At 42.8% G+C, this 24,944-nt stretch carries 27 protein-coding genes; 9 read left to right on the top strand and 18 right to left on the bottom strand.

What is annotated here, in order from left to right:
* Positions 1–353 precede the first annotated feature (353 nt).
* Positions 354–1,700 (top strand): AAA-like domain-containing protein, encoded by a 1,347-nt coding sequence (locus NIES593_RS03250; protein WP_073598215.1) that lies wholly within the window; start codon positions 354–356, stop codon positions 1,698–1,700.
* Here the strand turns inward: NIES593_RS03250 and NIES593_RS03245 are convergent.
* Positions 1,697–1,942: a hypothetical protein gene (locus NIES593_RS03245; RefSeq protein WP_073598344.1), complete on the bottom strand. Its 246-nt coding sequence runs from the start codon at positions 1,940–1,942 to the stop codon at positions 1,697–1,699. The two genes, NIES593_RS03250 and NIES593_RS03245, sit on opposite strands and share 4 nt — an antisense overlap.
* Before the next feature lie 281 nt (positions 1,943–2,223).
* Between NIES593_RS03245 and NIES593_RS03240 the strand changes: the two genes are divergently transcribed.
* Together NIES593_RS03240 and sbcC are read left to right on the top strand one after the other, a co-directional pair.
* Complete coding sequence (locus tag NIES593_RS03240) at positions 2,224–3,474, top strand: ABC transporter ATP-binding protein (RefSeq protein WP_073598214.1); 1,251 nt, start codon at positions 2,224–2,226, stop codon at positions 3,472–3,474.
* Between the two features lie 179 nt (positions 3,475–3,653).
* Positions 3,654–6,677 carry an exonuclease subunit SbcC gene (gene sbcC / locus NIES593_RS03235; RefSeq protein ID WP_073598213.1) on the top strand — a complete coding sequence of 1,008 codons (3,024 nt, stop codon included), beginning with the start codon at positions 3,654–3,656 and terminating at the stop codon, positions 6,675–6,677.
* A gap of 6 nt (positions 6,678–6,683) precedes the next feature.
* Here the strand turns inward: sbcC and NIES593_RS03230 are convergent, their stop codons facing one another.
* The 9 genes from NIES593_RS03230 to pyrF all read right to left on the bottom strand — a co-directional run bounded on the left by NIES593_RS03230 (position 6,684) and on the right by pyrF (position 12,938).
* Positions 6,684–6,998, bottom strand: a complete 315-nt coding sequence (locus tag NIES593_RS03230) for a hypothetical protein (protein WP_217651796.1) — start codon at positions 6,996–6,998, stop codon at positions 6,684–6,686.
* A gap of 138 nt (positions 6,999–7,136) precedes the next feature.
* Positions 7,137–7,742, bottom strand: coding sequence for an ATP-dependent Clp protease proteolytic subunit (locus NIES593_RS03225; RefSeq protein WP_073598211.1), 606 nt, complete (start codon positions 7,740–7,742; stop codon positions 7,137–7,139).
* A 5-nt stretch (positions 7,743–7,747) separates the two neighbouring features.
* On the bottom strand, positions 7,748–8,542 hold the full coding sequence (locus NIES593_RS03220) for a class I SAM-dependent methyltransferase (protein WP_073598210.1): 795 nt from the start codon (positions 8,540–8,542) through the stop codon (positions 7,748–7,750).
* A gap of 131 nt (positions 8,543–8,673) precedes the next feature.
* Positions 8,674–9,699, bottom strand: coding sequence for an NAD-dependent epimerase/dehydratase family protein (locus tag NIES593_RS03215; protein WP_073598209.1), 1,026 nt, complete (start codon positions 9,697–9,699; stop codon positions 8,674–8,676).
* A 12-nt stretch (positions 9,700–9,711) separates the two neighbouring features.
* Positions 9,712–10,485: an alpha/beta fold hydrolase gene (locus NIES593_RS03210; RefSeq protein WP_073598208.1), complete on the bottom strand. Its 774-nt coding sequence runs from the start codon at positions 10,483–10,485 to the stop codon at positions 9,712–9,714.
* 231 nt (positions 10,486–10,716) lie between these two features.
* A complete protein-coding gene (locus tag NIES593_RS03205; RefSeq protein ID WP_073598207.1) occupies positions 10,717–11,304 on the bottom strand; it encodes an SRPBCC family protein in 588 nt (195 codons plus the stop codon).
* A complete protein-coding gene (locus NIES593_RS03200; RefSeq protein ID WP_073598206.1) occupies positions 11,301–11,624 on the bottom strand; it encodes an ArsR/SmtB family transcription factor in 324 nt (107 codons plus the stop codon). The genes NIES593_RS03205 and NIES593_RS03200 overlap by 4 nt, the downstream gene beginning before the upstream one ends.
* Positions 11,625–11,703: 79 nt before the next feature.
* Positions 11,704–12,276 carry a hypothetical protein gene (locus NIES593_RS03195; protein ID WP_073598205.1) on the bottom strand — a complete coding sequence of 191 codons (573 nt, stop codon included), beginning with the start codon at positions 12,274–12,276 and terminating at the stop codon, positions 11,704–11,706.
* A complete protein-coding gene (pyrF, locus tag NIES593_RS03190; protein WP_073598204.1) occupies positions 12,237–12,938 on the bottom strand; it encodes an orotidine-5'-phosphate decarboxylase in 702 nt (233 codons plus the stop codon). Before pyrF ends, NIES593_RS03195 begins: the two co-directional genes overlap by 40 nt.
* A 208-nt stretch (positions 12,939–13,146) precedes the next feature.
* Between pyrF and NIES593_RS03185 the strand changes: the two genes are divergently transcribed.
* On the top strand, positions 13,147–13,443 hold the full coding sequence (locus NIES593_RS03185) for a hypothetical protein (RefSeq protein WP_073598203.1): 297 nt from the start codon (positions 13,147–13,149) through the stop codon (positions 13,441–13,443).
* A 67-nt stretch (positions 13,444–13,510) separates the two neighbouring features.
* Positions 13,511–14,032: a phosphoribosyltransferase gene (locus NIES593_RS03180; RefSeq protein ID WP_073598202.1), complete on the top strand. Its 522-nt coding sequence runs from the start codon at positions 13,511–13,513 to the stop codon at positions 14,030–14,032.
* Between the two features lie 26 nt (positions 14,033–14,058).
* Here NIES593_RS03180 and NIES593_RS03175 read toward each other — a convergent pair whose 3' ends face one another.
* The 3 genes from NIES593_RS03175 to NIES593_RS03165 all read right to left on the bottom strand — a co-directional run bounded on the left by NIES593_RS03175 (position 14,059) and on the right by NIES593_RS03165 (position 17,928).
* A complete protein-coding gene (locus NIES593_RS03175; protein WP_073598201.1) occupies positions 14,059–14,943 on the bottom strand; it encodes a 3'(2'),5'-bisphosphate nucleotidase CysQ family protein in 885 nt (294 codons plus the stop codon).
* 82 nt (positions 14,944–15,025) lie between these two features.
* Positions 15,026–16,381, bottom strand: coding sequence for a glycosyltransferase family 4 protein (locus NIES593_RS03170; protein ID WP_073598200.1), 1,356 nt, complete (start codon positions 16,379–16,381; stop codon positions 15,026–15,028).
* 227 nt (positions 16,382–16,608) lie between these two features.
* On the bottom strand, positions 16,609–17,928 hold the full coding sequence (locus NIES593_RS03165; RefSeq protein ID WP_073598199.1) for an aminopeptidase P N-terminal domain-containing protein: 1,320 nt from the start codon (positions 17,926–17,928) through the stop codon (positions 16,609–16,611).
* A 151-nt stretch (positions 17,929–18,079) separates the two neighbouring features.
* Between NIES593_RS03165 and NIES593_RS03160 the strand changes: the two genes are divergently transcribed.
* Positions 18,080–19,441, top strand: a complete 1,362-nt coding sequence (locus tag NIES593_RS03160) for a TldD/PmbA family protein (protein ID WP_073598198.1) — start codon at positions 18,080–18,082, stop codon at positions 19,439–19,441.
* A gap of 51 nt (positions 19,442–19,492) precedes the next feature.
* Here the strand turns inward: NIES593_RS03160 and NIES593_RS03155 are convergent, their stop codons facing one another.
* Positions 19,493–20,254: a pentapeptide repeat-containing protein gene (locus tag NIES593_RS03155; protein WP_073598197.1), complete on the bottom strand. Its 762-nt coding sequence runs from the start codon at positions 20,252–20,254 to the stop codon at positions 19,493–19,495.
* 257 nt (positions 20,255–20,511) lie between these two features.
* Here NIES593_RS03155 and NIES593_RS03150 point away from each other — a divergent pair, with 257 nt between their 5' ends.
* A complete protein-coding gene (locus NIES593_RS03150) occupies positions 20,512–20,712 on the top strand; it encodes a fimbrial protein (RefSeq protein WP_073598196.1) in 201 nt (66 codons plus the stop codon).
* Between the two features lie 134 nt (positions 20,713–20,846).
* Positions 20,847–21,419: a hypothetical protein gene (locus NIES593_RS03145; RefSeq protein WP_073598195.1), complete on the top strand. Its 573-nt coding sequence runs from the start codon at positions 20,847–20,849 to the stop codon at positions 21,417–21,419.
* On the opposite strand, the gene NIES593_RS03140 is transcribed toward NIES593_RS03145, so the two are convergent.
* The 3 genes from NIES593_RS03140 to NIES593_RS03130 all read right to left on the bottom strand — a co-directional run bounded on the left by NIES593_RS03140 (position 21,403) and on the right by NIES593_RS03130 (position 23,499).
* Positions 21,403–22,392: a glycosyltransferase gene (locus NIES593_RS03140; RefSeq protein ID WP_073598194.1), complete on the bottom strand. Its 990-nt coding sequence runs from the start codon at positions 22,390–22,392 to the stop codon at positions 21,403–21,405. The two genes, NIES593_RS03145 and NIES593_RS03140, sit on opposite strands and share 17 nt — an antisense overlap.
* A 64-nt stretch (positions 22,393–22,456) precedes the next feature.
* Entirely contained in the window at positions 22,457–22,975 is a 519-nt protein-coding gene (locus NIES593_RS03135; RefSeq protein WP_073598193.1) for a YidH family protein, read from the bottom strand.
* Positions 22,976–22,989: 14 nt separating this feature from the next.
* The gene (locus NIES593_RS03130) at positions 22,990–23,499 is read right to left on the bottom strand and encodes a pyroglutamyl-peptidase I family protein (protein WP_073598192.1); all 510 of its coding nucleotides are present in this window, start codon (positions 23,497–23,499) and stop codon (positions 22,990–22,992) included.
* 66 nt (positions 23,500–23,565) lie between these two features.
* On the opposite strand from NIES593_RS03130, the gene hisH reads away from it, so the two are divergent.
* On the top strand, positions 23,566–24,204 hold the full coding sequence (gene hisH, locus NIES593_RS03125; protein ID WP_073598191.1) for an imidazole glycerol phosphate synthase subunit HisH: 639 nt from the start codon (positions 23,566–23,568) through the stop codon (positions 24,202–24,204).
* Here the strand turns inward: hisH and NIES593_RS03120 are convergent.
* Complete coding sequence (locus NIES593_RS03120) at positions 24,185–24,901, bottom strand: response regulator transcription factor (RefSeq protein WP_073598190.1); 717 nt, start codon at positions 24,899–24,901, stop codon at positions 24,185–24,187. The genes hisH and NIES593_RS03120 overlap by 20 nt on opposite strands.
* Positions 24,902–24,944: the final 43 nt, after the last annotated feature.

The following is a 24,944-nucleotide window of genomic DNA, read 5'->3' as shown; positions in this document are numbered from 1 at the left end:
AGCAAAGAGATGTAAGAACATTTGACAAAAAAATGTAATTTTTGTACATTTTCTTTTGCGATCGCAAGACGATAAAAACTTCAATTAAGTGTGTTGCAGCAATTTTCGTTAAATAGCCTAAATCTAGGCTCTCAAAAAATCTGACTTCGATGGCTTGGGCGCGGCGAATAATCTATAAAAGATTGAGCGATCGCGTCCAAGTTTAAAAAAACGCGTTATGCAAAAAAAATTTTGACTTTGAATTGCAACTATATCGGTTAAGCTTTGGAGCGATTGCTCAGCCAACAATAATTTTCTGGAATAAAACCGGAGGCACTTGAATTTAAAACGATAGGGAGAAAGCCTCCCAAACGATGATGAGAGTTATGGCGCAGGGCAAGCAAGGAAGACACAGACGCAGGCGAGGAGTAATCCTAACTTCTCAGGGACTGAAAAAACTGCAAAAAGCCAAAACTGAAGCAGAATACAAAGAAAATTTTGGTCACCGATACACTCTCGAAGCCTTAAGCGAACGAACTGGATTGGCAGTCGATACGCTAATGAAGGTTTTTGCTAGTGAAGCTGGAGTAGACAAGCAAACATTGAAAACTTGTTTTAGTGCATTTGATTTGATTTTGGAAGCCAACGATTATTACCGACCCGAACCCCAAAACGAGTTAGTTGAAACCGAACGAGAACGCGAACCGGAGTTACCAGAAGGGCAAGTTCCCCTCGATTCAGCCTTTTATATCGAGCGATCGCCTATTGAATTTAACTGCTATAAAGCCATTTTACAACCGGGAGCGCTTATCCGGATCAAAGCACCCAGACAAATGGGCAAAACTTCTCTGATGTCAAGAATTTTGGATTACGCAGGCAAAGAAAGATGCCAAACTGTTCCCATCAACTTTCAGCTGGCTGACAAAGGACTTTTCCAAGACTTAGATAGATTTTTACAGTGGTTTTGTGCTAACGTCAGTCTGGGAGCGCAACTGCCCAATTGTCTGTCTCGATTTTGGGACGAACTGTTTGGTAGTAAAATTAGCTGTAAAATTTACTTCGAGCAATATTTGCTAGCCAAACTCGATCGCCCCCTCGTGCTGGGGTTAGATAATATCGATTGGCTGTTTCAGTACCCAGAATTGGCAGACGATTTTTTCGGACTGCTAAGGGCTTGGCATGAGGAAGCGAAAAATCGCGAGATTTGGAAAAAACTGCGGTTGGTGGTGGTGCATTCAACAGAAGTTTATATTCCCCTCAATGTCAATCAATCTCCCTTTAATGTAGGACTGCCGATTGATTTGCCAGAGTTTACGCCCGAAGAGGTGTTAGATTTAGCCAAACGGTATGGATTGAATTGGTCAACCCAAGAGGTAGAACAGTTAATGGCGTTGGTGGGAGGGCAACCCTATCTCGTGCGGCTGGCCCTCTATTATCTTGGGCGTAAGGAAGTTACCCTAGAACAGATTTTGTCTTCCCCAACCAGTATTTACAGCAATCGCTTGCAACGACAACTCTGGAATCTTCAAAGCAAGCAGTCGGGATTAGCAGAAGCTTTTGCTAGAGTCGTGATGGCAGGCGAACCAGTGGAGTTAGACCTAATCGATGCCTTCAAGTTGCAGAGTCTGGGATTAGTCCGTTTGCAGGGCGGTCGGGCAACACCCAGTTGCAAGTTGTATGCACAATATTTTCGTGCTTATTTCAATAATAGTTACCATTAGTCCATTAAAAAGTCGAATTCCTCGTCGTCAACTTCATCGAGGATTTCACAAGCGATATGCAACGCCTCGGCTTGATGCTCCCATTTAGCAGCAGTACGGGTCTCATTGAGAATTTTGGCTAACTCTGCTTGAACGTCGGCATAGCCGTAGAGACAATAGACAATATCTTCTACAGTGTGGCGCTCTAGTAATTCGAGTATAGCATTATCAAGATTTTTGTCAGTCTTGGAAGCCGGTAACATAGTCATCCTCATTGGTTAACTTATAATTTTCATCTTCGGAGATTTTCTTTGCATCTACTGTGAGATAGATGAAGAAAAATCGCGATCTCGATAGCAGGTAAACTGTAATATAGATCGCTCGAGATTGGCGATCGCGATCGCTGTAGTGATACCATTTGAGACAAAACAAAGACAGGGAACAGAAAATCGAGAACGAGGTCAAAACCTGTAACCTGTAACTGCGATGGGCGAACAGCGTTTCGCCTCTCTAGCTAACCGAACGCTGTCAACAATTTCCGAACGTGGCAAAAGTTGTTTTAGAAAACATTTACAAAAGCTTTCCCCAGCGAATGGGGAAACAGGCAGCCGTACCTGCATCCGATCGCCAGAAAAAAGATGACAAGTCTGCTTATGTCAGCGTCTTGCGCTCCATCAACCTCGCGATCGAGGACGGGGAATTTATGGTGCTGGTGGGACCATCCGGTTGCGGAAAAAGTACGCTGCTACGCCTGATCGCGGGTTTAGAAGAACCGACCGGGGGAAATATTTGGGTTGGCGATCGCTTGGTCAATCCTTTACCGCCCAAAGAACGCGATATCGCCATGGTTTTCCAAAATTACGCCCTCTATCCCCATTTAAGCGTTTATGATAATATCGCTTTCGGCTTGCGGCGCATGGGCAGTAAAGATAAAAAAACTAGCTCCATCGAAGATATCCTAGCAGGGGTGACGAGAAATCTGCCTAGAAAATTGCGCTACCTGACCCATAAAGAAAAAGCGATCGACGAACGGGTTAGAAAAGTCGCTCAATTGTTGCAGATCGAGTTACTGTTAGATCGCTTGCCCAGACAGCTATCAGGCGGACAAAAACAACGGGTTGCCTTGGGAAGGGCGATCGCTCGCAATCCTCAGGTGTTTTTGATGGACGAACCGCTATCCAACTTGGATGCCAAGCTGCGGGCAGAAACTCGCACCCAGATCGTCAAACTGCAACGTCAACTCAGCGTAACCACTATCTACGTCACCCACGACCAAACAGAAGCAATGACGATGGGCGATCGCATTGCCGTAATCAATGAGGGAGAGATCCAGCAACTAGCTCGACCATTAGATATCTACAACCGTCCGGCGAATCGTTTTGTAGCAGAATTTATCGGTTCGCCTCCAATGAATTTTTTCTCGGTGGAGGTAGAAGCGCCCCTCACAGTCGTTCACTCTTGCTTTCGATTGACCTTACCCGATCTCTGGTCGTCATGGCTGCAACCCTATAACGGACGCTCCCTGCTGTTAGGGGTTCGACCCGAACACTTCAAACTCAGTTCTCCGGCATCCGATAGTTTACCCGTGCAAGTCGATTTAGTCGAAGCTTTGGGCAACGATACCTATATCTCCGTTCATCCCGTTGACGATTCCACTCTCTCGCTTATCGCCAGAATTCCTCCAGATGAGCGGGTAGATCTCGGCGATCGCATTTGGCTGACTCCCGTGCCACAGAGAATCCATTTATTCGATCCCCAAACGGAGAAGGCGATTTGGCAAGAAGATTCAAGATAAGCTTCTTTTAGTTGAGTTATTAAGAATTGCAAAGTTTCCGGCGCTAACGCTGGAATTTTACGCGATCGCATCGATAAACTAGGCAAGAGTACAGGGGTACTCTTAAGAAAATTAATAAAAAATGTTGTTCGATTTCCAATTGCGCGATCGATAATTACTGACATGACAACTAATCTTGCATGATTCCGCTACAATTGACGCTCAAAAACTTTCTCAGTTACCGGGAAACAACCCTAGATTTTCGGGGACTACATACTGCCTGCATATGTGGAGCTAATGGTGCGGGAAAATCTTCTTTACTAGAAGCAATTACTTGGGTAATTTGGGGTCAAAGTCGGGCTGCTAGCGATGATGACATCATTCATGCAGGGGCGGAATACGTGCGAGTCGATTTTCAATTCAGCAGCAATAGTCAAATCTATCGCGTTATTCGCGCTCGCAATCGGGGACGGAATAGTTCCTTAGAGTTTCAGATAGAAAATGGCGGAGATTTCCGTTCTGTCACTGCCAAAAGTTTGCGAGCAACTCAAGAACAAATTATTTCTTATTTGAAACTCGATTATGATACCTTTATTAATTCAGCTTACTTACGTCAGGGACGAGCCGATGAATTTATGTTGCGCCGTCCCAACGAACGCAAGCAAATTTTAGCCGATTTACTCAAGCTGGATCGCTATGAACAATTAGCCGAGCAAGCTAAAGATATATCGAAACAATTTAAGGGGCAAGCGGAACAATTAGAATTAAGTTTGCAACCAATAGAAAAACAATTAGAGCAAAAAGATACGGTTGTTTCTCAACTGACTGATTTAGAAAAAGAGTTAATAAAATTTCAACTATTGCAAGAAAGCGATCGCGAGAAATTACTTCAATTACAAGCGGGAGAACATCAGCGACAAAGTTGGTATCAGCAACTGACTTGGCAACAAACTCAATATCAAAATTTACTGCAAGACTGCGAGCGGCTCAAAACCGAACAAATCGAACTAAAAAATCAGATTGCCGAACTAGAAAAATTTCTCGATCGAGAGCCAGAAATTATTGCCGAATACCAACAATTACTAAGCCTACAACAAGAAGAAGAAACCTTGTCTTTAAAGTTTCAAGCCTACCAAGACGCACAACAACACAGACAAGAACTCGAACAACAACTGATTCAACAAACTAACGAACTAAATTTACAAATTCAACAGAGACAAACCCGTTTAGAATCCTTACAACAACAAGAACAAGAACTGCAACAAATTTTATCTCGTTCTGCTGAAATCCAAGCAGGGTTAGAACAACTTCGCTACCATCGCCAACGTTTAAGAGAACTTGACGACTTGCAACATCAGGTTTCCCCTTTATTGCAGAGACGCTACACTCTACAAACCAATATCGAACGCGTTCAGGCAAGACTGACAGCACAATTAGAACAACTCCGTTTTTCCGAAGCGCAGTATTTAGAAGAATTGGCTAAAGTTCCAGAAATACGTCAAGCTGCACTAGCAGTAGATGCTAAAATTCAAGAATTAGAAAAAAAACAAGTTTATCAGAAGCGCATTGAAGAAAAAGGACAAGAAAGAAAGAGTCATAAAGAGCGATTGCAAACCAATCAAAAGATTTGTGAAGAACAATTAGAAGAATTAAAAGAAAAACTAAAGCTACTGCAAATTCCTAATCCAATTTGTCCGCTATGCGAACAGAGTTTAGACGAACATTATCGCCATAATGTTATTTATAAAACTCGAAATGAACAGCAAGAAATCCAAGAACAAATCTGGAGTTTTCAGGAACAAATTACTGCTTATGAAAGAGACTTGCAAAATTTACGAATTGAATACAAACAATTGCAGGAAGAATTAACTTCTTATACTTCTCTACAGCAGCAATTCGGACAGCTAGAAGCACAGTTAGAAGCCGTTAGTGAAGTTAATAGTAAGCTAAAGCAAGTTCGAGAAGAAATCGCACGAGTTGAATATTTATTATCAAGCGAACTATATGCTCAAGATTTACAGACAGAATTGCAATTACTCAATCAGGAAATCCAACGCCTTAATTATGACGAACAAACCCATGCTTTAGTCAGAGGGGAAGTTGAAAAATGGCGATGGGCAGAAATTAAACAAGCTAAGCTAGATGATGCCAGTCGCCGTCAAAGTGCTATCGATGCAGAAAAACCTCAACTTGTCGCACAAATAGAGCGCTTACAAACTCAGCTAAATCAGTTGCGAACCAGTTCTGAAATTCAAAGACAAATCGAGCGATTGGAACGATATCTTAATGAATTGGGTTACGAGCGATCGCGCCATCAAAACCTAATCAATTCCTTGCGCCAAGCGCAACCTTGGCAATTGCGATATCAAGAATTAAAACAAGCAAAACAACAGTATCCCCAATTGCAAAATCGCCTCCAACAACTAGAGCAACTTCTACAAGTAAGATTGGGCGATCGCGTGACAATGAAAGAACAATTAGATAGCCTAATTGCTCAAATGGAAAAAACTACCGATAATCGAGAAGAAATTCAAGCCCTAGAAGCAAAAATTCAGCAGCAACAGCGACAAATTGACGAATTTTTAGCCCAGCAGGGACGTTGGGAACAAACGTTAACTCAATTAGAAAACTTGCAAATTCAATACGAAGAAAACTGCAAACAATTAAAAGAAGTCAAAAAACAATATCGAATCTATCAAGAATTAGCGCAGGCGTTCGGAAAAAATGGTATCCAAACGCTAATGATTGAAAATATTTTACCTCAGTTAGAGGCAGAAACCAATCAAATTTTAGCGCGATTGACAGGCAATCAATTGCACGTACAATTTTTAACGCAAAAGGCGGGGCGTAGCAATTCTAAGAGAAAAAATTCTAAATTAATTGATACATTAGATATTTTAATTGCTGATGCTAGAGGAACTCGTGCCTACGAAACCTATTCAGGCGGAGAAGCATTTCGGATTAATTTTTCTATTCGTTTAGCTTTAGCGAGATTATTAGCTCAGCGTGCAGGAACTGCCTTACAACTGTTAATTGTCGATGAAGGTTTCGGGACACAAGATAGTGAAGGATGCGACCGATTAATTGCTGCAATTAATGCGATCGCTGCCGATTTTGCCTGCATTCTAACCGTCACTCACATGCCTCAATTTAAAGAGGCTTTTCAGCATCGCATCGAAGTTCGTAAAACCGAGCGAGGTTCGCAGTTAATTTTGTCAAATTAACGAGTTTTAATAAATCAAAAATTCTAAATCATCTGGGTTAATTTCATCCAAAGTTTGGCAAGCCTTATCTAAGGCTCTAACTCGATATTCCCATTGCATCACTAATTCGATTTGCTTTCTTTTCTTGGCTAGCTGGGCTTGAGTATCAGCGTACCAATAAAGAGCATTTATAAGCTCATCTAGACTTGTTGGATTGTCATTTTCCAAACTAAAGTTTTTTAGCAATTGGGGTAACTTAGCTTCCATTTTCATTGAGAATGCTAGTGATTTTTCTGTCGAAAGTGAATGATTTGATTCCCATGTTCGTATATTTGTTTTCATTTGCTTGTGAGATCAACCTTAAAAAAATATGACTTTACTTGGCATTCGATCCAAGTTAAGGCACAAAACTCTGTGACTGAGATCGCTCCAAAAAAGTTCGCTTGGGGATATTAGTGCTAAGCATCGCCTGGTACGCCCTTAAGAAGGCAGCTTATGATTGACGATGCGATCGATTAATCCATAGTCTCTTGCTTCTTCGGCGCTCATGATGAAGTCTCGTTTTGAGTCGCGATCGATCTGTTCCTTCGATTTCCCGGTATTGGTAGCAAGTATCCTATTAACTAAATCTCTGAGATAGATAATTTCTCTTGCTGCTGCCTCAACATCGCTAGTTTGTCCTTCAGCGTTTGCCGATGGTTGGCGAAGTATCATTCGAGCATTGGGCAAGGCGTATCTTTTGTCTTTAGCTCCACAACTAAGCAAGAATGCACCTATTGCAGCAGCCGTGCCAATGCAGACAGTGCATACATCCGGGCAAATTTGGTTTATTATATCGTAAACAGTCATTGCCGCGATCGCCGAACCCCCAGAACTATTAATTAAAAATGTGATGTCTTTCTCTGGATCTTCAGCATCGAGAAACAGCATTTGTGCGACGATGAGATTGGCTGTTTCTTCTGTCAGTTCCCCTCTCAAAAAAATCATTCGCTCTGCTAGCAAGCGAGAATAAATATCAAAGGTTTTCTCTTCTTTATCTGAAGGCAGAATAGCGATTGGAATATCTGGGCGATCGGGAAGAGTCATATTCACTAGCTCCAAAAATTCTTTCTCCCAACAACTGAAATTGTTGAATAGTATATTTCCCAAAAATCTTCATTAGCTGAATTATCAATGTAAATTTGAATATCTTGCTCTGAAGCTTTTTGTGTTTTGATATATTTATCCTTTAATGCGGCAGCCGATCGCCCCATCAGTTTGGCAATCTTTGAGTTGCCGCAGCATAAATGTTGCTCTCCTATTACTCTCTCAATTTTGATTTTATTTTTTTGTAAAATTAAAGGTACTTTTAGACCAAATGATGGATTTAAACCTAGATTAATAAACATTTGAGCGATCGCTTCATTAACTTTCTGATGAGCTTGTCCTTGCAGTAGACTATCTTCAATCGCTCGTGCTGAAGTAAAATCAGGTTCTTCTAAAACTAATACTCCGCCAGGTTTAAGGAATTTTATTAATTTTTTAATGACCTTCTCGGCTTCTTTAATATGAATCAAAACATACCTAGAATGGATAAGATCGAACTCGTTATTTTCTAATTCAATATCTAAAATATCTCCTTGGATTTTATTGATGTTGTTAGCATGAATTGGTTCGATAAATTTTATATTTTTATCAATTCCTACAACTTTTCCTTTATTGCCGATCGAGAAACTCATCCATTTAAGAATTGACCCTGCTCCAGAACCAAGTTCTAGACACCTCCATCCTGGCGCAATTCCCGTATTTTGGATGATTGCTTTGGTTTGTTCGTCAAATGCACCCTCGATTAATTTCATCCGTTCAAATTCTGCATTCTGCTCGGCAGATTCAAAAATATATTCCATTTTTCTATTCCATTAATTAGCTACTAAGTCTCAACGATTCTGAAACAATATGCTTGTTTAAACAATATGCTTGTTTAAGATTGAGCTGAAAGCTCCTTAAACACTCCTATCTCTCTGAAAGGCATACAAGTTTATAATTCAGACATAAGCTTGTCTTCGGTGGCATAATCAAGCAAGTAGGGAACTTCCCAGAACGATCGCTCGGTAGGAGGGTGAGATAGTTGCCACGCGATCGCTTGCTGAAGTGATTTGTCTACGGGAACGATTTCTTCATACCCCAACTCTTGTCGGAGGCGAGATGAGTCTACAACCCAGTGTTGAGCAAAATTGAATCCGCCTTTCCACTCTTTAGGTAAAAGATCTTTAGAAAGTGCGATCGCAACTCCTTTCCAACTTACCAACTCTCCAATTTTACGAATGCGTTCTAATTCCGATAGTGCTTCTGGTTCGGCAACATGATAGATCTGAGCGATCGCGCGATGGTTTGTTGTAGCTAGGGCGATCGCGTGCGCCACATTTTCTACATATCCATAAGAACTGCGCCATCGAGCAACACTTTCTTCTAACAAAATAACGGGGCGATTTTCCTCCATTCGCTTGAGATAAGCATAAAAGCGATGTCGGGGATCTCCAGCACCATAAACCATAGGTAAGCGGATGACTGTACCGGGTAAGTCCCTATCTGCCATGACGATTCGTTCGACGAGAATCTTTTCGTAGTCATCTGTAAAGTCTAGCGGTTTTTCTGGCATACCTCGATAAGGATAGAGTTGCTGGCGCAGGGGAGAGTCTTCCATCAGTGGTGTTGGCATAATCTCGCTTTCTCTGTTCCACAGCACATCATAGGCGCGGTAGACATCCATGCTGCTAATAGCTACAACCCTCTGGGTAATTCCTCGAAAAGTATTCATCAAGGTTTGAGCTTCTCCCTCGGTGAAAGGAATCATATCCAGCACGATTTGAGGTGCTAAACGCTCAAATTCCGGTTTGAATTCTTGAAGGTTATTGCGATCGCCTTTTAGATAATTTACTTGCACTGGCAAGTCAGCTTGATTTTGTCTTCGGTTGAAGACCGTCACTTCATGTCCCATTGCATACAACCGACGCACGACGGCAGGGCCAATAAAGTTCGTTCCGCCAATGACTAAAATTTTCATAGCCTTTCTCCGTTACAAATGCTTTTTAGAAGTAATTTCGCTCAACACCTCAGCTAAATGAGCGGGACGGGACAAATGAGGATAGTGACCGCTAGGAATTTCTATCGCTTCAACCCCCAATCGTTTTCGTGCGGCGTAGCGTTGCCAAGCAGGAGAGATTATGCGATCGCCAGTACAAGCGATATAAGCATATTCCACATCTGGCAAGTTTTTTGAAGAAAAGCTCTCAAAAACATAAGCTAGCGATCGCTGATTTCGCGTCTTAGAGAATGCCCAATTTGCTACATCCGGTTCGCAGTCGTGATAATAAAACTCCATAGCTACTACTTTGCCTGGTTCGTCTGGGGTCATAAATTTACCGATAGAAGCGGGAACATGCACATTTGGCTCATCGCGCAACTGCTCGAATTTAGCGGCTTTTGGTGGTTTGTATTGTGCTTGTTCAAGAAAATCAGAGGGGATCTCGTCATAACATTGGTCAAGAAAACACATACCAGGGAGAGGGATTAGCGAACCTATAAAAACAAGCTGATGAACCCGATATTGTTCGGCAACAAGGGGAATGACAGTACCCGCCATTGAGTGACCGACTAAAACGACATCTTCCTCGGTTTCTGGAAGTGCCTTAAGCACTGCATCAACGTAGTTGGATAAAGTGACATCGGGATCTTCAATGGGTAAATCCATTGCTACTGTTTTGTGACCTTGCGCTTTCAGATGAGGAATTAATAAATCCCAAACCCAAGCGCCTTGGCAAGCACCGTGAACTAAGCAAAAAAGACTCATAAGTTAAGTTAAAAGTAAAAAGGCAAAAGGCAAAAAAAGAAGGGTAAGAGGTAAGGGGGAAAGGTTAACAATTTTGAACTTCTAAACCTGGTTGAGTGGCAAAACTCAAATCGCCCTCACCCCAACCCCTCTCCCAGAGTGGGAGAGTGACTCTCAACTTAAGACTTTTTGCCTGAAGTCCCTTCTCTCCTTGTGGGAGAAGGGATTTAGGGATGAGGGGACAAAGATTTGTCAGTCAACCAGCTTCTGAACTCCGACTTCTAATTGCTCCCGCTGCAACACCTCAAGTAGTTTTTGGTTGAGGTAATAATCCCATTCAAAGAGTTGGGGAGTTGCTATGAGTATCGGCGGTTGAATGTCGGTTGTTCGATAGAGAGGATACCCGTAAGAATTTAGCATCATCGCCTGTGGATGCAATCGAGAGCTTCCTTGCTCCGTAACTCTCTTAGGAATGGCAATTGGCGCTTTGGGAGAAGTTGCGATCGCTGCTGCGTAACACGTTTCTAAATGCTTTAATTGCAATTGAGTTCCTCCGTCTACAGCAATCAGCGTCCAGATGACTAAAGAAGGTTCGGCAGTAGGTCGCTCTTGCCAGGTGTAAGCGAGACGCTGGGGTTCGTCTAATTCGATTACTTCGCACTGAATCCTTGTTCTCAATCCCGGTAACGAGTCGCCGTAAAACTGAAATTTATGCCCTAAACGAGGTTCAAAATCATTCTCCATCAGCCAAGCTGCCAAGGCGCGGCGGTTCGTCAACACTTTCCAGACTTTTTCGGGTGGATAAGGATAGAAAATATCTATCTTGACGGTTTGAGTCATGGGTTTTCCTCCAAATAGTGACCGAGGGCATCCAGTTTTTCTTCCCAAAACTGCTCGTAACAAGCAACCCAATCAGAAACTTGCTTTAACGGTTCGGGGTTCAGGCGATAGAAGCGCTGTCGTCCTACTCGTCGCTGAGTTACTAAACCTGCTTCTGCAAGCACTTGCAAATGCTGGGAGATGGCTGGTAGGGACATCGAAAATGGCTCGGCTAGATGCTTGACCGATTGTTCGCCCAGCCGCAGCCGATCCAAGATGGCTCGTCGGGTGGGATCTGCGATCGCAATAAAGGTATCGGCACTAGCAGTAGGTCGGCTCATCTAAAAATTAATATTTAAGCAAATACTTAATTTATTGTTATTTTAGTTAAGCACTTGCTTAAATGTCAAATCCTCTTTGTTATCCTTGACTTCTAATCGCACCCGCACGACAATCCCTTAACCAGAGACGAATTGCCTGACCGATTATGCCATTACTGGTTTCTTGGGGAGGTGTAGGGGGTTTCTTATCCGAAGGAGAACCAAACTGGGTATAAATCAGAACCAATCTCCAACCGTCTTGCGTTTGGGTAAGAAACAACCAGTGATAATTTTGGGCTTCCACAACATGATTGCGATTGTACCGTCGTTCTAAGGTTGTAAAAAATACCTGCTTGGACGTGTCGGGCAAAACGGGTTGATATTGACGACCGTTGAGAGGAAGGGGCTTAAATTCCGGTCTTCCTGCCACGATGACGTAGGTAGATAAATAAGGAGTTCTGTCTAGCTTTCTTGCTCGTTGTACGACCCGATTGGCATAACTAGGGAGATCTTCGAGGAGGAGATCGGTTAAGGTTTCTAAATCGGCAGGACAGGAAGAACGCTCAATGCTGAAGGCTAAACGCTCAATAGTCCACCAACTCGCGGCAGTTAGCACTCCCAGTACCCACAACTTTATCCAACCGCGGCTAATTCTTCGCAAATTCTTTCCCACGCTTCAACTGGATTAGCTGCCGCCGTAATCGGACGACCGATAACCAAATAGTCAGCCCCCGCTTTAATAGCAGCTTGGGGGGTCATTACCCGCCGTTGATCGCCGGCTTGGGACCAACTCGGTCGCACCCCCGGACAAACTAGCAAGAAATCATCCCCACAAACCCGTCGCAGTTGGGCGACTTCTTGAGGAGAACAAACTGCCCCATCTAAACCTGACTCTTTTGCTAATAGTGCCATCTGTAGTGCATACTCCGGCAGTTCTAAGGGGATTTTTAGGTCAAAAGCTAACTCTCGTGAGTTTAAACTGGTAAGTACGGTAATGGCAAGTAACTTTGGACGGAAATCATCTACGCCAACGGCTTGTGCGGCAGCTTGGAGAGCTTGGCGACCTGCCGTAGCGTGAAGGGTCAAAAAATCGACGTTGTAGGCTTTTGCCGAACGACAAGCCCCCGCGATGGTGTTGGGAATATCGTGAAATTTTAAGTCCAGGAAAATTCGTTTTTGGCGTTCTTTGAGGATATAGAGAATTTGCGTGCCCGTACCGACGAATAATTCTAATCCAACCTTCCAAAAACTAACTTGAGGGAGTTTGTCTAAGGTTGCGATCGCGTCTTCTAGGGTGGGTACGTCCAAGGGAACGATAATGCGGTCAGATATCATAAGCCTCAATAGCTTCGTGCAAATAATATTATCTCTTCGTTTGTGGCATCAGTTGGATGAAAACAGTAGTTTCCCTTAAGCAGTTCTCCTTAAGCGAGCGAAAGGCGCAGTTGTAACTTCGGTAATAACTCCCATGAATTATTAAAAGTAAAAAAGTAGAATAATTAAATAAAAATAAAGAAATTGCTAGTAATTACTGGAAATGAGAATGCCAATTGATACGCTCGACTTGAAAATTAAAGTATTTGTAACCCTATCTAAAATTCAAAAAAGACTAAAAACCGCTTCTTCAGAAATCTGTCTTCACTACTATGGCGGTGAAAGCTTCAGTATCACAGACAGAATTCCTACTTCTTTCTTTGGCTACGTTGCCAAAGCTGATATTACCAGCCACACCAAACCATCCGAACTCTACGCAATTGTCTGTCAGTTAGTAGAAAAAGTTGTCGGTGAGTATAGCGAATTTGAACTCGCTCGCTTCTCGCTAGCTCAACAAGCGAGTTGAATTAAAGAAAGTTGACTAATTAAGCAAACAAGAACTACTTTCTAAGAAATGCGAGTTGACTTGGAAGATGTCAAATTTATACGTTTCTTGGGAAGAGTATCATCGAAATATTGAAACCTTAGCCGTCAAAATCTATCGTTCTGGCTGGAATTTCAATCAAATTGTCTGTTTGGCAAAAGGAGGATTGCGCGTCGGAGATATCCTTTGCCGCATATACAAAAAGCCTCTGGCAATTCTCTCGTCTTCGTCTTACGGCGGCAAGGACAATCGAATTCGAGGAAAAATTGTTTTCTCAAAGCACTTATCGATGACAACAGAAACATTAGGGAGTCGAGTGCTGCTGGTAGACGATTTAGTTGATTCTGGGATTAGCCTCAAAGAAGCGATTCGCTGGCTAGAAGAACGCTATGGAAGCGAGATCGAACAGATTCGCACGGCTGTTATCTGGTACAAAGCGCATTCTGCGATCGCGCCAGATTATTATGTGGATTATTTACCAGATAATCCCTGGATTCACCAGCCCTTTGAAGAATATGAACTGATAACACCTGCCGAACTCGCTTCGCGTCACGAACAACTCCTCAGTTAGTAGTTAGTTATAATTTCTATCACCTATTAGCCTTCTGCATCTATCTGTTCTAAGAGTTCTATTGCTTTCTGGCAGAGCATTTCGTGGCAAAGTCCATTGCTTGCCAATAACCCTCCCCATTGCCTCACGTCTCCCTTGTTGTAGGTGAGGGGATCGCCATTAAAGTGGGTAAATTTTCCGCCAGCTTCCGTGAGAATGAGTTCTGGGGCCGCAAAATCCCAGTCTTTGGGTGCAGATTTGCCAGAGAGGGAGATGTAAATATCTGAGTGCTGTTCTAGGATAGTGGCAATTTTACAGCCGACGCTGCCGACATAGTTGCGTCCTTTGATGGGAAGGCGATCGATCAGTTTTTGAAAGCGCTCGTCTCTGTGGGTACGACTGACAACCAGGGATAAATCTTCGATATTATTGCGTTCTGAGACTCGTATTGGCGCAACTTCACCTTGAAGGGTTTCTACACAAGTTCCCTTATCTTTAATAGCAAAATATAGTTTTTCTGCTTCGGGTACTGCTACTATTGCCACGACGGGACGACCTTGATAAGTTAGGGCAATGTGAATGGCATATTCTCCAGTTTTGTCGATAAAGTCCCTGGTGCCATCAAGCGGATCGATAATCCATACCCAAGGGAAGGGAACGGGATCGGTTCCTTGATGGGTTTCTTCGCTTAGATAGCCAAAGTTTTGCACTCCAAAACTCGCTTGGAGTTTTTCTAAAATGTAGTGATTGGTGGCAAGATCTGCTGCTGTTACGGGACCATCTTTCTTAGTTCCTTCTAGCTCCAGATTTTCTGGATTTTTTTGGCTATGGTAGTATGAACGCAAAATATCGGCAGCACCCCAACCCACGGAACGGGCGATCGCTGCAATTTTTTCTAGATTGACTGTCCAATCAGTATCCAAAGTCACCATCCGATCTTATTTATTTAGTCTGTGGAATATTCTAGGCGAAAAAGGGAATGCCGATCGCTTGCAATGGTTAATAGCTCTGTTTCTAGAAAAGTAATAATCGGGTTATTGAGTAATTTTTTGAATCTTTTTGGATAAAATCGCGATCGCCAGAGATTTCTTTCTTTTTCTCGACCGTTTCATAATAAATTTTCGCAATTTTTTTCGCTTTTTCTCCCCACTCAAACTCTCGCGCTCTTTCAATCGCATTAGCAGACATTTGCTGCCTTAAGCTTTCATCTTTAACCAATAAGATGATTTTTTCAGCTAATTCCTGAGTCAAATACTCTCTAGAAATTGGTTCTATCTTAAACCCTGTTTTTTCAGTTACATATTCGCCAATTCCACCGTTATTAGCCACAATACAAGGAAGACCGCAAGCCATAGCTTCTAATATAACAGCTCCGCCAAATTCTCGGATAGAAGGAAAACAAAAAATATCTGCTTGCCTATAGTATTTTAGAGTATCTTCCTGGTCGAGCCAACCGACAAAATCTACAAGATGAGTTAACCGTCTTTTTCGTACTTTATTCTCTAAGACGCTTCTCTCCGAACCATCTCCCACAAAAGTCACTCGAACTTTTTCTTTAATTGTTGTTTCTAGACAACTCACAGCATCCAGAAGTATATCGGCTCCCTTATACGGAACTAATCTGCCAACAAATAATAAATTGATGAAGTTTTTACGTTGTATTTTTGATTTCTTTTCGATTAAGAAATCTTTTGATACCCCATTTTCATAAAACAATTGAAGCCGACGTTCTGGGAGATTAAATAGTTTTTTTATAAGCTTAAAAGTATAAGTCGAACCTGCCAAAATTCGATCGGCTTTCTGATAAGTTTCTGCATAATCTGGAATTAGCGATCGACCAATTCCTCTTAAAAAATTAAAGTAGGCAAATTCCTGTCTAGCTACTGCTTTAAATCCTGGAGGAAAAGGAACGCCTCCATTGACTGGTCCTAGAATAAAAGGAGTTTCCTGACACAGTTTAACAACTTTCACGGGATATCTAGGCATCATCGGAGTAATGGCGTGGACTATATCGTAATCTCCTTTCAGGATTGATTGTTTGAGTTCCCGATAAACTTGGCGATTAAATTCTTCATAAATGGGATAGCACAAGGCATTATATAAAGGCCAGTTTTTTCTGCCTTGAAATGTTGTCAATCTTGCTACTAATTGATAATATCGTTTGCTACAGTTACTCTCCGAGATATAAATGACTTTTTCGTGGCTTAGTCTTTTTTGAAGAGCTATTTTATTTCGTTCGTGAGTAACTAGCGTGACATCAAATAATTTAGCAATTTCTTTATAAAAATTATATCCTACTAAAGGAACCGACGGGCGCTCTGGATTACATTGTTCGATAATTAATAAAACACGTAGCGGATTGTTGCTCATTATTGTTTAAATTTTCTTGCTCTAGTTTTAAAAGTAGCGATCGCGACAGAATTGGCTCCCTATAATAATAATCTGCTCCCTATAGACTCGAATTGTTTATAAGCAAGCTTTATTTTATAAAAAATATTAATAAATGAAAATTATAAAAGCAAAAACAAAAAGCGATCGCGCACGAATCCAGCTAATAATAATGAGTCTGCTAAATCCAATACGCGATCTAAAAGATACTATTTTTCAATCTCATCGATTGCTTTAGGTACGGCGGCCGTCAGAACCTCCCGTCCATCAGCGGTGACTAAAACATCATCTTCGATGCGAATGCCAATTCCTCGCCATTTTTCGGGAACTTCTGGTTGGCCTTCTGCGGGTTTGATATCTGGAGCAATATAAAGTCCCGGTTCTACCGTTAATACATGACCGGGTTGTAGGATTTGCCAAGTTTCTTCCCCACACTTGTACAAGCCTACATCATGTACGTCCAACCCCAGCCAATGTCCGGTACGGTGCATGTAAAATGGCTTATATTTTTCCTCTTTGATAATTTCTTCAACGTCTCCTACCAGCAGTCCCAAATCCATCAATCCTTCTACCAGGACGCGCACTGCTGTATCGTGGAAGTCGTTGTAGGGTTTTCCGGGTTGAACGGCTTCAATGGCTTTTAATTGTGCCTCTAGGACAATTTCGTACAAAGTTCTTTGTTCTGAGGTAAATTTCCCGTTAACGGGGAAAGTGCGGGTAATGTCTCCGTTGTAATAACCGTAAGAACATCCAGCATCGATGAGCAACAAATCGTTGTCTTGCAGTTGGCGATTATTCTCAATGTAGTGCAAAATGCAGGCATTAGCCCCCGATGCAACGATAGAAGGATAAGCCGGACCAATCCCTCCTTCGAGTCGGAAAGTATGTTCGATTTCTGCCTGGATCTGATATTCGTAATGCCCGATTTTGGCAAATTCTCTGGCACGATTGTGTGCGGCGGCAGAAATGGCCGTCGCTTTGCGCAGCATTTCCAATTCGGCAGGACTCTTGATTTGCCGCATGGGATGTAAGATGAGATTGGTATCTTCGATCGCAACTGGTCCCATTCCCCGTTTGGGATAAGTAGCAATCAATCTCTGCCAGTGGGAGAGAATTTTTTCATTAAAAGCACGATCGCGTCCCAGGTGATAATAGATCCGGTCGGCTTTTTCTAAATACTGAGGTAATTTTTCATCGAGTTCGGCAATCGAATACGCTTCATCTGCGCCGAAGATCGCTTTTGCCCCCTCTATCCCATAACGATAGCCCGTCCAGGTTTCTAGGGCTGGATCTTTGGGCTGTACGAAGAGAATAAAGCGGTGTTCTGGATGGTGTGGGGCAATGACTGCTACTGCATCTGGTTCGTTAAACCCAGTCAGATAAAAGAAATCGCTATCCTGGCGATAGATGTATTCTACATCGTTGTGCATCACGGCGGTGGGGGCACTGCGAAAGATTGCTGTCCCACTGCCTATCTTCTCCATGAATCGTTCCCGACGCTGACGGTATTCGCTGCGATCGATGCCCATGTTTTGATTGTTATTTTGTGTAGAAGTATTAACAGTTGATTGATCTATCTTAATCTTACTGACCGACAGAGAAGTCGCGATCGCCAATCTGATGAAAACGAATTGCCCTTGCTACGATAAGGGATAAATTATCCTCTCAATCCCAGAACCGATGTCTATTCTTCAATCCGAAACTGCCAGTGTTCCTACACTTTTGAGCGAAGATGAAGCTATTTCCTTAATTGAATCGGTCATCAAACAATCCGAGGCAGAAGAAGTCTTCGTCAGTCTCAGTTCCAGCGAATCTTCCCTCAGCCGCTTCTCAGAAAATCAAATTAGCCAGAATATCGGCAAAAATCGCTTCAGTCTCACTGTAACTAGCTATTTTGGCCAGCGCAGTGCCTCTGCATCTACAACAGAACTCAGTTCAGACGCGATCGCACAAACGATTCGGCGTTCTCAAGATCTCGCTCGCATTGCGCCAGAAGATCCGGAATGGGTGCCTTTACTAGAACCCCAAACCTACGAAAAGCGTTCTCCTGCTTTCGATCTGGAGACGGCAAACCTTTCTCCTCTGGAGAGGGGAGAAATCGTCAAACAAGTCTGCTCCCTCTGCCGCCAAGCGAAGGCAAACGGTTCTGGAACGCTTAGTACAGAGGCTTCGGTACGAGCGATCGGTAATTCATTGGGATTGCGAGCCTATAATCGCACGACTGAGGCAGATTTCAGCGTCACGGCGCGTCTGAATAACGGTTCGAGTTGGGGCAATCGAACAGCTTTTGCGATCGCGCAGTTGCCCATAGAAGACATAACCGAACAAGTCATCCAAAGAGCGATCGCTTCGTGCAATCCTCGCGAAATTCAACCAGGAGTTTACCCCGTCGTCTTCGATGCGGCGGCTTTTTCCGGCTTACTTCCCTGGGTCATTTGGAATTTGGATGCAAGGGCAGCCGATGAAGGACGTTCTTTTATGTCTCGTACCGACGAAGCGGGACATCCTATCGGCAATCGCGTCGGCGAAGCGATGTTTAGCCCTCTAGTGCAAGTACAGCGCCATCCCGCCCATCCATTACTACAATCCGGGACATTCTTTGACGATGGCTTGAGCAATGGCTATCTAGAAATCGTCAAAGACGGAATTCCTCAAACCCTCGCTTACAATCGTTACTGGGCGCAGGAAAAAGGAAAGCAGCCCACAGGGAGTATGTCGCCTATCGTCATGACAGGTTCCGAGCAAAGTCTTTCCGATTTGATTTCCCAAACCGAAAGAGGAATTCTCGTCAGTCGTTCTTGGTACGTTCGCTACGTCAATCCTCGCACCCTGGAAGTGACGGGAATGACGCGAGACGGGACGTTTTGGATTGAAAACGGTCAAATTGCTTACCCCATCAAAAATCTTCGCTTTAATCAATGTTTGCCCGACATGCTCAGAGATATCGAAGCCATCAGCAGCGTGCAGCGGTTTGATAATACGGTCGTTCCTGGAGTCAAGGTGAAGGCGTTTAATTTCAGTAGCGTGACCGATAGCGTTTGATGTAGTATATTTTGTAGTGCGATCGTCTTGATCGCTCGCTTTTCAAAACGCTTAATCGAATAACGCTCCTTGAAGATTAGCACCTCTTAGATCGGCTTGGCAAAGATTAGCACATCTGAGATCGGCTCCTTGCAGATTAGCACCTCGTAGATTTGCTTTCCGAAGATTAGCCCCGCTTAAGTTAGCTTCTAGCAAATGAGCGCCGCCTAGATTCGCTTTATTGAGGTGAGCATACCGCAGATCGGTGCGATAGAGATGAGCTTCCCTCAAATCGGCACCAACGAGGTAAACTTTGCTTAAGTGAGCTTCAACGAGTTTAGCTTTATATAAAGTTGCTCGGTAGAGACACGCCCCAATCGCTTCAGCTTCGTATAGATTAGATTGACTGAGATCGGCTTCGTTCAAGTTTGCCTCTACCAAGTTGGCTTCGCTGAGATTGCTTCTGATGAGTTTGGCAGCGCTGAGATCGGCTTTCCTTAGATTGGCTTTTTTCAATACAGTTCCAATCAGATTGGCATGACTCAAATCGGCACTGCTCAAATTGGCTTCGCTCAAATCGGCGGCGATCAAATTAGCATCGCTGAGATCGACTCCGCTTAGATTAACTCCTACTAAATTAGCATTGCTCAGTTCGGCATTTTGAAGATTATCTTCACTGAAGCGATCGCTTGTTAGTTCGATTTCATATAGCTTAGCTCCATTTAAACGAGCCGCTGTTTCAGGATCGAGAGAAATCTTTTGGTTATTATTGCTCCATTCCAGCCATCTTTTTGCATCCTGCTGAATTCGAGAAAGATGCTCTACATTAGCCATTTAACAATTCGCTCGGTTTTGATATTCCCGCCTACGCCTACTTTTATGTAAAAGCTACAAACGTAGGTTTTTCTAGCTATTCTATCCTAAAAAAATATTCCTCTACTTTTGCGTCTACCTTTTGGTAGAGACTTTAACTAAACCATTGATTCGATTATTTCTTTGGTAAAGATTCTCGTGAGATAATAGATATAGTAATTCTTACGGCGAGAAATCTTGTAACGATTACAATTACTGTAGAGTTTGGGATATTTCAAATGTCATCTCCTAATGCTGCTCCTTGCGTTGTTGTTCTCAACCAACAACGAGAGCAAGATATTTCTAAGGTAAATCGATCTGACGACGCTCCAGCCACTCCTTATAAAAATAAAACTGAGAATTGTACGGTTGTTGAAGATGGAAAGGTCGTGGTTAAACCAGTAGAAGCGTTGGATGAGTCAGATAAACGCTGCGATTAACAGTGTTCAGTAATCAATTATCAGTTATCAGTTAATCCCTATCAATCCAGGAGCGGGGCTTGCATTCATTTGTGCCCTTCACTAATTACTGATTACTGATATGCTCAATTCCATTATTTTCTAAAAACTCGCTGATGGGAGCAACTAAAATTGGGAAATATTTAACTTTAGAAGAGTTTTGTACTTGTACTAATACTTACAAAAAATATGCAGCAAATATCGATCCTTTTCCTAAAAATTCAGAAACCATTGCTGCTATAAAAGATCTCAATCAATTTATTATCGATCCAGTCATCGATTATTTTGGACGGGATCGATTTCAATTAACTTACGGATTTTGTTCGCCCGATCTCAGAAGTTTTTTAGAGAAAAAAGACCCAGTAACGGGAATCAAAAACGGTCGCATAGATCCGACTAGAGATCAACATATGAGTCACGAGAAAAATCGTCTGGGAAATTATTACTGTAAGCGATTAGGGGCTGCTTGCGATTTTGCGATCGCAGAGTTTCCTAGCGATTCCTTAGTTGACTGGATTTTATCTCAAAAGTTACCTTTTGATTCTCTATATTTTTATGATCGAGATAGACCAATTCACATTAGTTATGGCTCGCAACATAAACGAGATATCTGGACATTTACTCCGACGAGACAGCCGACTAAAAAAGGAATTCAAAATTGGATTGAATTAGCTAAATCTTCTTTCTAATTTTTGCTAATATTCTTTGTGTCTTCAATTTTAAAATTCGCATTGTTGTCAGATTTTTAATTTGAGAATAACAATAATTTTTATAATCGAAAAACTCATTAATTTTCTGCAAAATTATCGTTAAACGCTTAAGAATATTTTCAGTTCGATACTCAGCAAGAACCTCTTCAGATAAAGCAGGCAAAACCGGACAATTAATAACTTTTAAGATGCGATCGCAATCGTATTCTTTTGAATATCCGGCAATTTTATAGCAATTAAAACCAGGGTCTAAATAATCAGACAGTCCGCCGTTGACGCTAGAGAAAACCTGACAACCACAGGCAAGCGCTTCTAGCGGTTGTAAGCCAAATCCTTCGCTGACTCCTTGTAGCGCCCAATATTCAGCAGAGTCGTAAAGATAAACTTTAGCTCGATTAAATAATCCGGGTAAATCTTCTACATAAGAATCAATAATTCGGACGTTACATTGCTTCTGCAATGCAGGAACTAATTCATTAAGTAAATACTCAGAAGATTTTCGAGTTTGCACCAAAACATCGATATCGCGATCGCGATTTAAATTTCTAAATTCATCGGAGATTTGATTGGGTAAATAATAGATCGGAGAATGAGGAGATTTCTGTCCCCAATATCCCAAAGTATTTCGACTAACAGTAATAATTGGAATGGCAGAAGGCAGGGTAAATCGATAACCCGCACTGTGGGCATGATAGACCACATTACAGTTTTTTAACTTGGCAGCGAGTTTGGCAACGTCAAATCCCCAACTAATCACGAATATGACATCATCTAAATTGTTCTCTTTCAACAAATCGTCAAGAAAAAGGGTATCTTTTTCCCTTTGACGATAAGTAACTGTTTCAGCATCGCAAATTCGTTTCGCCAGATTGAGCGTTTTTAATTCTGCCCAAAGACCGCCGCAGGCAAATTTGCCGCCAGTTCCGGGAACTAAGAAGTAAAGCTTTCTCATTACCTATCTCCTAGACTCGAATCGCTTGCGGAATTATGATGAAGCTCTTAATTTTAAGTCATAGTTATAGAGTCCAGCAATCAAATTTACCAAGCTTGGTCTGCAAAATTATAGATTTTCTCGAACGATATCGTTTGAGAAGCGATCGCGAGTTTTGCAACTGCAATCGATCCGAGTCAGGTGTAGTCGGTTGCGTCTGGCGATCGCGCCAAAGCAGTAAGGGAAGGCTCAATATTCCCAAAAGCATCACTATTACGGTTATAACCCAGACCATAAAGCGATCGCTTCGGTAGTCACCGCGTTCGATTTGCCAAAAAACCTGATTATAACGCCAAGCTGCCCAAGCGATCGTCACAATTCCCAAGACAACTAAGCTGACTCCTAAAACTTCCGAACTAAATAGCGAACGAGTTGGCGCTTGCTGGCGAGTTACGGCGAGGTTGAGTTGGCGCAAGAAGATGCCAAATCGGGCAATAGCAAACCCGAATCCAATTAGCGAGATCGAAGTACGCAGCCATGCTAGAAATGTGCGTTCGTTGGCTTGATGTTCTCTTTGGCGATCGATTTTAGAATTTTGACTCATTGAAACTCTAGAATTCAAGCCCCCATCTCTTCGAGAATTAAGCGAAAATCTGCCAAAATTTCAGGCAAATTCATATCGGTGAGGACGGGAACATGAACGAAAAGACAGTGACTTTGAGGGCGAAACTGTTTGAGATACCTTAAAACTTGATAGTACAATCCTTCGCAAACAAATTTACCTGCCTCGTGGCTGATTTTTGTATGGGATAATTTGGCAATTAATTGCTCTAGGTTAACGGAAGTGTAAATCTGTTCCTGGCTCCAACTAGCATTAGATTCAATGGTAAGCCGATCGCGGGACTCCGCCATTCCGCAACAAATGACGGTATCCGGTTGTAGGGTTTGAATCGTCGCGATCGCTTTTTGACTGGCGAGGGCAATATCGACGGGTAATTGCCTTAAAAAAGTTAGAGAAGCGACAAGAAATTCCTCTGCTTGAATCTGTGCCAATAAATCGTCAGAGGAATTAGAAACATGATGGGGAAGCCAAGTTTGAAAGGAAGTCAGTAGGATTTTTTTTGCCATCGCAGCAACTTGGAATAGGATGGATGAAGACGAGGATATTTTCCAATTTAGGCTCCAAAATTTTCAATGGCACTAATTGCTGTAATTGACTACGACATGGGAAACCTGCACTCGGCTTGCAAAGGCTTAGAAAAAGCAGGGGCGACTCCCAAAGTTACCGATTCCCCTCAAGATATCGAACGAGCAGATGCTTTAGTATTACCCGGAGTAGGGGCATTCGATCCGGCAGTGCAACATTTGCGATCGCGCCATCTGGAAGAACCGATTAAAGCTGCGATCGCTAGCGGAAAGCCATTTTTGGGAATTTGTTTGGGACTACAAATCCTCTTCGACGGTTCGGAGGAAGGGACGGAACCCGGTTTGGGCATTGTTGGGGGCATGGTGCGCCGCTTTCGTTCCGAACCCGGATTGACCATTCCCCACATGGGTTGGAATCGCTTGCAATTAACCCAACCCAACCATCCCGTCTGGCAAGGTTTACCTGAAAATCCCTACGTCTATTTCGTCCATTCTTATTACGTCGATCCCATCGATCCCGACGTACGTGCGGCAATGGTAACCCATGGTTCTCAAACGGTTACGGCTGCGATCGCTCGCGATAATCTAGTAGCAGTGCAGTTTCACCCAGAAAAATCTTCAGATAACGGGCTGAAAATCCTGTCTAATTTTGTCGCACAAGTAACGCCTAACTACGCGATCGCATAATTTCCTGGCTTGGTTCTCCGAAACGATAGCCTTTGCCATAAATCGTATGAATCAAAGGCGATTCTCCATCTGCCTCAATTTTGCGGCGCAGCAAGCGAATGAGTGCCGCTAAAACATTGCTATTAGGTTGTTCTTTCTCCATCCACAAGTACTGATAAATTTGCTCGTGGGTCAATAATTGACCGGGGTGACACATAAAAAAATACAGCAGCTTAATTTCTTTTTCTGAAAGATGAATTGCCCGTCCCTGACGGTAAGCAACCTGATTTTCGCTATCGAGTTCGAGATCGGCAACTTTGATTCGCGCTTCGGTTTCGGTTACACTCGCATCGAAGGCAGACGAACGGCGCAACAAGGCACGGACTCGCGCTAGCAATTCCCGCAACTCAAAGGGTTTGACGAGATAGTCATCTGCGCCTACGTCTAACCCGATCACGCGATCGTCAACCGTATCTTTGGCAGTGAGAAACAGGATTGGCGTTGTTTTTGTGCGCGATCGCAATTCTCGACAAATCTCTATCCCCGATTTGTAGGGCAACATCCAGTCGAGAACGATCAGATCGTATTCTTTTTGCAGCGCCAACTCCATCCCCGCTATCCCGTTATCGGCTACATCTACTTCGTAGCCTTCGCGGGATAGCACTTGAGTGAGAGGATCGGTCAGTTCCGCCTCGTCATCGACTAAAAGAATTCGCATATCTATTTTCTGCCCAGAATATGTTTTCCATTTCGTAAACAAT

Origin of the sequence: Hydrococcus rivularis NIES-593 (assembly GCF_001904635.1) — a bacterium.
Taxonomy (GTDB): domain Bacteria; phylum Cyanobacteriota; class Cyanobacteriia; order Cyanobacteriales; family Microcystaceae; genus Hydrococcus; species Hydrococcus rivularis.
Note: the sequence above shows the minus strand (reverse complement) of the source record. Positions and strands in the feature narration are given on the sequence as shown.

Bases quoted from the DNA above. Each gene is read 5' to 3' on its own strand.
- NIES593_RS03160 (WP_073598198.1), top strand. From the start codon at position 18,080: ATGTCTATTCTTCAATCCGAAACTGCCAGTGTTCCTACACTTTTGAGC.
- NIES593_RS03210 (WP_073598208.1), bottom strand. From the start codon at position 10,485: ATGAGTCTTTTTTGCTTAGTTCACGGTGCTTGCCAAGGCGCTTGGGTT.
- NIES593_RS03205 (WP_073598207.1), bottom strand. From the start codon at position 11,304: ATGACTCAAACCGTCAAGATAGATATTTTCTATCCTTATCCACCCGAA.
- pyrF (WP_073598204.1), bottom strand. From the start codon at position 12,938: ATGATATCTGACCGCATTATCGTTCCCTTGGACGTACCCACCCTAGAA.
- NIES593_RS03135 (WP_073598193.1), bottom strand. From the start codon at position 22,975: ATGAGTCAAAATTCTAAAATCGATCGCCAAAGAGAACATCAAGCCAAC.
- NIES593_RS03180 (WP_073598202.1), top strand. From the start codon at position 13,511: ATGTCAAATTTATACGTTTCTTGGGAAGAGTATCATCGAAATATTGAA.
- NIES593_RS03175 (WP_073598201.1), bottom strand. From the start codon at position 14,943: ATGGTGACTTTGGATACTGATTGGACAGTCAATCTAGAAAAAATTGCA.
- NIES593_RS03225 (WP_073598211.1), bottom strand. From the start codon at position 7,742: ATGACTCTTCCCGATCGCCCAGATATTCCAATCGCTATTCTGCCTTCA.
- NIES593_RS03250 (WP_073598215.1), top strand. From the start codon at position 354: ATGATGAGAGTTATGGCGCAGGGCAAGCAAGGAAGACACAGACGCAGG.
- NIES593_RS03200 (WP_073598206.1), bottom strand. From the start codon at position 11,624: ATGAGCCGACCTACTGCTAGTGCCGATACCTTTATTGCGATCGCAGAT.
- NIES593_RS03220 (WP_073598210.1), bottom strand. From the start codon at position 8,542: ATGGAATATATTTTTGAATCTGCCGAGCAGAATGCAGAATTTGAACGG.
- sbcC (WP_073598213.1), top strand. From the start codon at position 3,654: ATGATTCCGCTACAATTGACGCTCAAAAACTTTCTCAGTTACCGGGAA.
- NIES593_RS03145 (WP_073598195.1), top strand. From the start codon at position 20,847: ATGGGAGCAACTAAAATTGGGAAATATTTAACTTTAGAAGAGTTTTGT.
- NIES593_RS03215 (WP_073598209.1), bottom strand. From the start codon at position 9,699: ATGAAAATTTTAGTCATTGGCGGAACGAACTTTATTGGCCCTGCCGTC.
- NIES593_RS03245 (WP_073598344.1), bottom strand. From the start codon at position 1,942: ATGTTACCGGCTTCCAAGACTGACAAAAATCTTGATAATGCTATACTC.
- NIES593_RS03120 (WP_073598190.1), bottom strand. From the start codon at position 24,901: ATGCGAATTCTTTTAGTCGATGACGAGGCGGAACTGACCGATCCTCTC.
- NIES593_RS03230 (WP_217651796.1), bottom strand. From the start codon at position 6,998: ATGAAAACAAATATACGAACATGGGAATCAAATCATTCACTTTCGACA.
- hisH (WP_073598191.1), top strand. From the start codon at position 23,566: ATGGCACTAATTGCTGTAATTGACTACGACATGGGAAACCTGCACTCG.
- NIES593_RS03155 (WP_073598197.1), bottom strand. From the start codon at position 20,254: ATGGCTAATGTAGAGCATCTTTCTCGAATTCAGCAGGATGCAAAAAGA.
- NIES593_RS03130 (WP_073598192.1), bottom strand. From the start codon at position 23,499: ATGGCAAAAAAAATCCTACTGACTTCCTTTCAAACTTGGCTTCCCCAT.
- NIES593_RS03165 (WP_073598199.1), bottom strand. From the start codon at position 17,928: ATGGGCATCGATCGCAGCGAATACCGTCAGCGTCGGGAACGATTCATG.
- NIES593_RS03185 (WP_073598203.1), top strand. From the start codon at position 13,147: ATGCCAATTGATACGCTCGACTTGAAAATTAAAGTATTTGTAACCCTA.
- NIES593_RS03150 (WP_073598196.1), top strand. From the start codon at position 20,512: ATGTCATCTCCTAATGCTGCTCCTTGCGTTGTTGTTCTCAACCAACAA.
- NIES593_RS03170 (WP_073598200.1), bottom strand. From the start codon at position 16,381: ATGAGCAACAATCCGCTACGTGTTTTATTAATTATCGAACAATGTAAT.
- NIES593_RS03140 (WP_073598194.1), bottom strand. From the start codon at position 22,392: ATGAGAAAGCTTTACTTCTTAGTTCCCGGAACTGGCGGCAAATTTGCC.